We start from the raw sequence: 7,354 nt of genomic DNA on the forward strand, positions 1-7,354 counted from the left end.
GTCGGGCCCGAGGGTCGGGGCGGCCGGGAGCGAGCGTACGTCCGGTGATGAAGGTGCGCCGGACGGGACCGAACGACGTGCGTCGGAGCGGGCGCCACCCGCTCGGCGCGCGGGGGACCGGGTGCGCCCGCGTGCGCCCGACGTCGCGCGCGGTTGGCAGGATGGTGGCGTGACCAGCACGCCCGCCCGGTCCGCCGGGCACCCCCGCCAGCAGCCCACCGGCCTCGACGCCGAGGACGCCGCGCTCGCGCGGGCCCTCGCGCCCCGCCCCGAGCGCCGCGCCGTCCTGGCTCTCGCGGCGCTCGCGCTGCTCGCGCTCGGCTGGTGGATGCTGCGGCTCGGCGCGCACGAGGCGAGCCTCGTGCGGTGGGACTGCGGCGGCGGGTCGTGCGCGACGAACGACTTCGCCGGGGCGGCGCCCTCGCTCGGCGGCATGGCGATCGTGCTCGGAGCCCTGCTCGGCGTCGGCGTCGTGCGGTGGGTCGCGCCCGCGGTCGCCGCGGTCGTCGCGACGTCGGCGCTGTTGGTCGGGTGGCGAGGCGCCGTCGACGAGGGGCTGGTCACCGCCGGGGCCGTGCGCGTGCCGATGGTCATCACCGGGGTGCTGCTCGCGCTCGCGGCCGTCGCGACGGTCGTCGCTCTGGTGAGGCACGTGCGTCGCGTGGGGACCCTCGCGCGGCTCGCGGGACGACGCGCCGCGTGGGCGCGCGTCACCGACTACGACACCGACGAGCAGGGCCGTGTGCTCGGCACCCTGCACTTCGACGACGCCCAGGGCGTGCGGCACACGGTGCGGACCGTCGTGCCCCGCCAGGCGTTCGCCGTGCCCGCGCAGGCGCTCTACGACCCCGCGCGGCCCGACGACGCGGCGCGGGTGCGGGTCGGGCTGCCGGTGCAGCCGCTCACGGCCGCGGCGCGGCAGACGCAGGAGAAGGCCCTGCGGGTGCGGGTGCCGTTGGCGGGGGACGACCTCTGAGGCCGTTGCCGGGCGGCAGTGCCGTCATTGCCGATGGGTGGGCCCCGTGGGGATCGAACCCACAACCCGCGGATTAAAAGTCCGCTGCTCTGCCAGTTGAGCTAGAGGCCCGGGTGATGAGGGGTCTCGTTCGTGGAACCCACGGGACAACACCCTTGTCGTCCGCAGGTGGCGCCGGGGCCGCTGCGGCTGACGGGACCGACGGTACAGGCTGGCCAGAGCCGGCAGCGTCCAGCGGCCACGAGCGGTGCCCGTCACCTGTTCGGTGGCTGCGACGGCCACGGTCCTGATGATCTGATCCCGACGAGACGGCGACGCCGCCGGCGGCGCGCAGACGGTCAGGGGTGGCTCGTGAAGCGGTTCGGCGTGATCGACCTCGCCGGGTGCGAGGTCCCGGCAGGGGGCGCGTCGGTCGTCCCGCTCCCGGAGCGTCGGGGCCCGCCTCGCGAGCAACAGCTCCCCACGTCGGCGTGGTGCAACAACACCGTGGTCCCGGTGCCGTGACGGAGCTGACGGAGGTCGTCACGGCCCTGCACGGGTGGGTCGAGCGGATCGCGGGTCTCGGCGCCGGAGTGGTGCCGCGGCTGCGTCCGGGGGCGGACGCCGACACGATCGCCCGGGTCGCGGCACGTCACGGGTTCACGCTCACCGAGGAGATCGCCGCGGTGTGGGCCTGGCACGACGGGGCGCGGCTCGGGTCGCAGCGCGGCCCCGACCGCGAGTATCCGGGTCTGGTCCCCGGCGGTGTCTTCTACGACCTGGACACCACGCTCGAGACGTGCGTGAACAGGCTTGACGCCATCTGCGGCGACGACGACCTGCTGCGTGATCCGGACGTCGATCCGAGCGACAAGGCGTTCGTCTGGCGGCGCGAGTGGGTCGTGCTGGACTTCTGGCTGCTGCCCCTGGTGCTGGCGGCCCGGCCGGACGGGTCGACCGACACGTTCCGGTACGACCCGCAGTCGGGGACCGAGGTGGTGGCGCACTCCTCGCTGCCGGAGCGGGTGGCCCGGTGGCACGAGATGCTCAACACCGGTGCCTGGGTCGTCCTGCCCGACGGGACGTGGCACGTCGACCTCGAGCGGCTGCCGGAGGTCGACCGGTCGTGGCCCGTGGACGAGCAGATCCGGTGGACCGAGATCCTGTAGCGCACGAGGTCGAGGTTCGTGGTCGGTGACGTTCCGGTCACGACGTCCGCGTCTCGTGGAGCCGTCGTCGCGTCGTCCGGGCGGGTGGCGACGCGTGTTCGGAGCGCGCGGCGCGCTCACCCGTTCGGCCTGCTCAGCGAGCTGGTGACTCCCGGACGCGCACACTCCGCCCGTTACCCGACCGGGACGGTCGTGTGACCGCCCCGTGCTGGTTGACGACGTCTGTGACCCGCGAGGCTTCAGTCCTCGACGAGCACAGGGGGACACATGCGTGGTCGGTTGTCAGCACGGCTCCATCAGAGCGAGGAGTGCGGCTCCGGACGTCGACCCCGCAGCCGCTACCGGACCCGCGTCGTCGCCGTGGCAGCAGCCGTGACGCTCGCCGCCACGCTCGCGGCGTGCAGCGACGGCACGGGTGGCAGCACGTCCGGCCGGGAGATCGGCTACGACCAGCAGCTCCCCGAGGCGTGGGTCGGCCCGCCCGACACGTCGCGCGAGGAGTACGACGACTCGCCGGAGCAGCCGTTCCAGGACGTCACGACCAGCCCGCTGTCGACGTTCGCCTCGGACGTCGACACCGCCTCCTACAGCAACATGCGCCGTCAGCTGCGGCAGGGCGTGGCCCCGGAGGGTGTGCGGATCGAGGAGCTCGTCAACTACTTCGACTACGACTACCCGGCGCCCGCCCCCGACGCGGACGACCCGTTCACGGTGACCACGCAGGTCGCCGACGCCCCGTGGGCGCCCGGCCACCAGCTCGCGATGATCGGCGTGCAGGCCACGCAGGCGCGGCCGACGACGCGCGGCAACAACGTGGTCTTCCTGCTCGACGTGTCGGGCTCCATGGGGCAGCCGAACAAGCTGCCGCTGCTCGCCGAGTCGTTCGCGCTCCTGGTGGAGCAGCTCGACGAGGACGACACCGTCTCGATCGTCACCTACGCGGGCAGCGACGAGGTGCTCGCGTCCGGGGTGCGGGGCGACCGGCACGACGAGCTCGTCCGGACCCTGCGCAGCCTGCGGGCGGGCGGGTCGACGGGCGGCGCCCAGGGGCTGCGGACGGCGTACGAGCTCGCGACCGAGCACTTCGTCGAGGGCGGAAACAACCGCGTCGTGCTGGCGACCGACGGCGACTTCAACGTGGGCCCGTCGACGCCCGCGGAGCTGACCGAGCTCATCGAGGAGCACGCGAGCACGGGCGTCTACGTCTCGGTGCTCGGGTTCGGGATGGGCAACCTCAAGGACAGCACGATGGAGGCGATCGCCGACCACGGCAACGGCAACTATGCCTACATCGACACGCTCGAGGAGGCCCGCAAGGTGCTGGTCGACGAGTTCGACGCGACGATGTTCGTGGTCGCGCAGGACCTCAAGGTGCAGGTCGAGCTGAACCCCGCCACGGTCGGCCGGTACCGGCTGCTCGGCTACGACAACCGCCGCCTGGAGGACGAGGAGTTCGCGGACGACACCAAGGACGCGGGCGACGTCGGGGCCGGTCACTCGGTGACGGCGTTCTACGAGCTCGTCCCACCCGGCGAGGGGGACGCCGCCACCGACCTCACCTACCAGGACGTGCGCACGGGCACGTCGACCGACTTCTTCACGGTGCACGTGCGCTACAAGCAGCCGGGCGGCGCCGAGAGCACCGAGGTCGTCGTCCCGGTCGGCGCGGACGCGTGGACGGACAGCCCGTCGTCCGACTTCCGGTTCGCCTCGGCCGTGGCCGAGTTCGGGCTCGCGGTCACGCGCTCCGAGCACGCCGCCGACGCGGACCCGCGACGCGCGCGGTCGCGCGCCGCAGCCGCGCTCGGGGAGGACCCGTACGGTCTGCGCGCCGAGTTCGTCGACCTCGTCGACCGGTACCAGGAGGTCGCGGCCTGAGGTGCCGGCCGGCCGGGGAGACCCGGCCGGCAGCGGCACTCAGCTGGCGTAGTACCAGACCTGCGCGCGCCACGGGTACGACGCGGCGCCGGTGTTGGTGCACGGGGTGTGCGTCTTGTAGATCCCCTGCGACTTCAGGTCGTGGATGTCGCCCTGCAGGGCGGAGTTGCACCCGCTGGACGTGGTCGAGGCGATGACGTAGCTGGTGACGGTCGCGGCCTGCGCCGGGATCGCGCCCGCGATGCTGCCCGCGGCGAGCAGCCCCGCGGTGGTGAGCGTGGCCCCGAGCGTCCTGGTGATGCGCGTCATGACGGCTCCTCCTGCATGTCGGAACTGGGTCTGACCAGTGTCATGGTGTGGATGACCGCCCGCAACCGCCCCGGGTCGGGTATCGAGCGTCACGCCGCACGCGGGTCCTCACCGGAACAGCTCGACGTGGTCCTCGACCCACGTGCGGAACGTCCGCGCGGGGCGCCCGGTGAGCCGCTCGTACTCGTGCGACACCGCGGGCGTCGCGCCGACGGACGCGCGCCAGTCCCCGATGATCTGCCGCACCCACACCTCCGGCACGTGGCGGCCCAGCAGGGCGGCCGACTCCGCCTCGGTCTGCTCGACGACGCGGACGTCGCGGCCGACGACGGCGCCGATCGTGGCGACCTGCTCGCGGAGCGTGAGCACCTCGGGGCCGGTGAGCACGGGTGCGGCCCCGACCAGGTCGTCACCGGTCAGCGCGAGCACGGCGACGTCCGCCACGTCGGCGTCGTGCACCGGGACCTGCACGGCGTCCGGGTGGGGGAGCGGGACGGCGCTGTCGCTGCGGACGCCCCAGCTCCAGCGGCCCGCGTTGCTCGCGAACCCGCCGGGCCGCAGGAAGGTGTGCGCGACCCCGGAGTCCTGCACCGCGCGCTCGACGCGCAGGAACCGGGACCCGTTGAAGTCGTCGGCCGCGCCCGGGTGCGTCACCGCGGACGACGACAGCAGCACGACGTGCCGCACGCCGGCCGCGGCGACCTGGGCCAGCAGCCGCTCGGGCTCGGCCGTGTCGGCGTAGAGGAACACGCGCTCGGCGCCCTCGAGCGCCGGGGCGAGGGAGGGCGGGTCGTCGAGGTCGGCGGCGAAGGTGCGGACCTGCGGCGGCAGCGTGAGCCGCCTCGGCGTCCGGCTCGTCGCGCGCACCTCGACGCCGCGCTCCAGCAGACCGGCGACGACGGCGCCTCCTACGGCGCCGCTCGCGCCCACCACCACGACCGACATGGCTCCTCCTCGGATCATCCCCACACAACGACGAACGGCGTTCGCGAACAGTGTTCGTCGCGAACCGCGTTCGTGTCAACTACGCTCGCCGCATGCCGACGCCCCCCGAGCCCGCGTCCCGGCGCGACCGCCCGGCCAAGCCCGCGCTCTCGCGGCAGGCGATCCTCGACGCGACGCTCGCGCTCGTCCGTGAGCGCGGCGTGGAGCAGGTCTCGTTGCGGGACGTCGCGCGCGCCGTCGAGACCGGCCCCGCGTCGCTCTACGCCTACTTCGACAGCCGCGACACCCTGCTCGAGCACGTGCTCGACCACGTCTACGGCACGGTCGACCTCGTCGACGCAGCACCCCACGGGTGGCGCGCCGCGCTCGCGGCCACGGTCGTCAGCACCATCGCGGCCCTCGAGGACCACCCGGGCCTCGCGACGGTCGCGCTCGGCAGCATCCCCACGCTGCCCGGTGCGCTGCGGCTCGCCGAGCACGAGCTCGACCTCATGGAGCGCGGCGGCATCCCCGCGGGACGTGCCGCCCTCGCGGTCGACCTCATCGCGCAGTTCGCCGCCGCGACCGCCGTCGAGCGCCGCGCACGCGTCGCCCCCGGCCGCCGCGGCGAGGACCCCGGCCGCGCCCGCGCCGCCTACGCGGACACCGACCCCGACCGGTTCCCGCGCGTGCACCGGCTCGCCGCGGCGCTCACGGACCCCGACGAGCGCGCGCGCCGCGACTTCGCGATCGACGTCATCCTCGGCGGGCTCGAGCGGGCCACGACGGCGTAGGACCGGCGCCACCGGCGCCGACGGGCCCGAACCCCGCCCGTGCGCAGGTTCACCGGCTGCCGCCCACCCGCAGCACCTCGCCCAGCCGCTCGCGCCGCCGCAGCGAGGACTCGGCGACCACGGTCACGGCGAGCGTCGCGAGGGCGACCACCACCGGCGCGCCCGCCGACGCCGACCACACGGCCGCCGGGTCGGCCGACTGACCCGTGACGAGCCGCAGCGCGAGCGGACCCACGACGGCCCGGGCGACCACCGCGCCCAGCGCCGCGCCGCCGACCACCGCCAGCAGGACCCCGGGCAGCAGCTCGCCGGCCGTCACGAGCCGGGCGTCCCGCCCGCCCAGGCCGAGCGTGCGCAGCGTCGCGAGCGTCACGCCGCGCGCGGGCGCGCTCGTGGCGGCGGCCAGCACGACGACCAGCGCGACGAGCGCGAGCAGCGTGAGCGTCGCCGCCGCGGCGGCTCGCTGCACGCCGACCGTCAGCGGCTCGGACCGGTGCGCGGCGAGCCACGCGTCGCGCGTCGCGACGGTCGTCCCGTCGAGGCCGGGTGCGGCCGTGACGGCCGCGGCGGCACCCGGCCCCACGGCCCACAGCCGGTTCGGCACGACCGGGACGCCCAGCGCCGAAGCGAGCGCGTCGGCGTCGACCACGAGCGCGTCGTCACCGCCCGTGAGGAGATCGGGGGCCGTCCCGACGGTCGTGAGCTCGACGCGCGCGCTGCCCCAGAGCAGCTCCACGGCCGGGTCGTCGTCGGTGCGCAGGCCCGCGCTCAGCAGGGCGGCGGGTCGGCCGTCGACGGTGGCACGCAGGTCCCGCAGCTCGGGTGCGGCGGGCAGCGGCGTGCGCGCGAGCAGGTCCGCGTAGTCGTCGGACGGCAGCACGACGACCCGCACGAGCTGCCCGCCCCACGGGCCGAACACCTGCGTGTGGTCCTCGACGCGGCCGGTCGCCGCGGCGACCACGCCGGCGTCGTCGCGCACCGTGGCCGCGACGTCGGCCAGGCCCGCGTCGGGCATGGTGGCCGTCACGGTCGCGTCCGCCCCGACGACCTGCCACGACGCGTCCACCTCGCCGTGCTGCACCGTCGACACGAACGTCGTGCCCAGCGCGACGAGCCCGGCCGCGACCGTGAGCGTGAGGAACGCGAGGCCGTCGCGCGCGCCGTCGTGCGCGCGGGCGGCGGCCAGCACGGGCACGGCGCGTCGCGACCGCGCCGCCGCGGCGACGCCGCGCCGCAGCAGCACCGGCAGCAGGCGCAGCAGCAGGACCCCGCCGGCCAGCACGCCGAGCGCCGGGGCGAGCGCGAGCAGCGGGTCGGCCCCGGCG

General features: G+C 75.3%; 7 protein-coding genes and 1 tRNA gene. 4 read left to right on the forward strand and 4 right to left on the reverse strand.

Going from position 1 to position 7,354, the window contains the following annotated elements; genetic code table 11:
- Window positions 1-169: 169 nt before the first annotated feature.
- The gene (locus ATM99_RS09840) at window positions 170-976 is read left to right on the forward strand and encodes a hypothetical protein (protein WP_062102755.1); all 807 of its coding nucleotides are present in this window, start codon (window positions 170-172) and stop codon (window positions 974-976) included.
- A gap of 38 nt (window positions 977-1,014) precedes the next feature.
- Here ATM99_RS09840 and ATM99_RS09845 read toward each other — a convergent pair.
- Window positions 1,015-1,087 (reverse strand) — tRNA-Lys (locus ATM99_RS09845).
- 389 nt (window positions 1,088-1,476) lie between these two features.
- On the opposite strand from ATM99_RS09845, the gene ATM99_RS09850 reads away from it, so the two are divergent.
- Together ATM99_RS09850 and ATM99_RS09855 are read left to right on the forward strand one after the other, a co-directional pair.
- Window positions 1,477-2,124 (forward strand): hypothetical protein, encoded by a 648-nt coding sequence (locus ATM99_RS09850; protein ID WP_062102756.1) that lies wholly within the window; start codon window positions 1,477-1,479, stop codon window positions 2,122-2,124.
- Window positions 2,125-2,484: 360 nt separating this feature from the next.
- Window positions 2,485-4,002, forward strand: a complete 1,518-nt coding sequence (locus tag ATM99_RS09855; RefSeq protein WP_223304959.1) for a von Willebrand factor type A domain-containing protein — start codon at window positions 2,485-2,487, stop codon at window positions 4,000-4,002.
- A gap of 39 nt (window positions 4,003-4,041) precedes the next feature.
- Here ATM99_RS09855 and ATM99_RS09860 read toward each other — a convergent pair whose 3' ends face one another.
- Both ATM99_RS09860 and ATM99_RS09865 read right to left on the reverse strand, forming a co-directional pair.
- Complete coding sequence (locus ATM99_RS09860; RefSeq protein ID WP_062102757.1) at window positions 4,042-4,311, reverse strand: hypothetical protein; 270 nt, start codon at window positions 4,309-4,311, stop codon at window positions 4,042-4,044.
- A gap of 108 nt (window positions 4,312-4,419) precedes the next feature.
- Complete coding sequence (locus ATM99_RS09865) at window positions 4,420-5,256, reverse strand: SDR family oxidoreductase (protein ID WP_062102758.1); 837 nt, start codon at window positions 5,254-5,256, stop codon at window positions 4,420-4,422.
- A 92-nt stretch (window positions 5,257-5,348) separates the two neighbouring features.
- Between ATM99_RS09865 and ATM99_RS09870 the strand changes: the two genes are divergently transcribed.
- Window positions 5,349-6,029, forward strand: coding sequence for a TetR/AcrR family transcriptional regulator (locus ATM99_RS09870; protein ID WP_062102759.1), 681 nt, complete (start codon window positions 5,349-5,351; stop codon window positions 6,027-6,029).
- A 49-nt stretch (window positions 6,030-6,078) separates the two neighbouring features.
- Here the strand turns inward: ATM99_RS09870 and ATM99_RS19310 are convergent.
- Window positions 6,079-7,354, reverse strand: a 1,276-nt coding sequence (locus ATM99_RS19310) for a hypothetical protein (protein ID WP_369798051.1), incomplete at its 5' end; no start/stop codon positions are given.

The organism is Cellulomonas sp. B6, from assembly GCF_001462455.1.
Classification (GTDB): Bacteria; Actinomycetota; Actinomycetes; order Actinomycetales; family Cellulomonadaceae; genus Cellulomonas.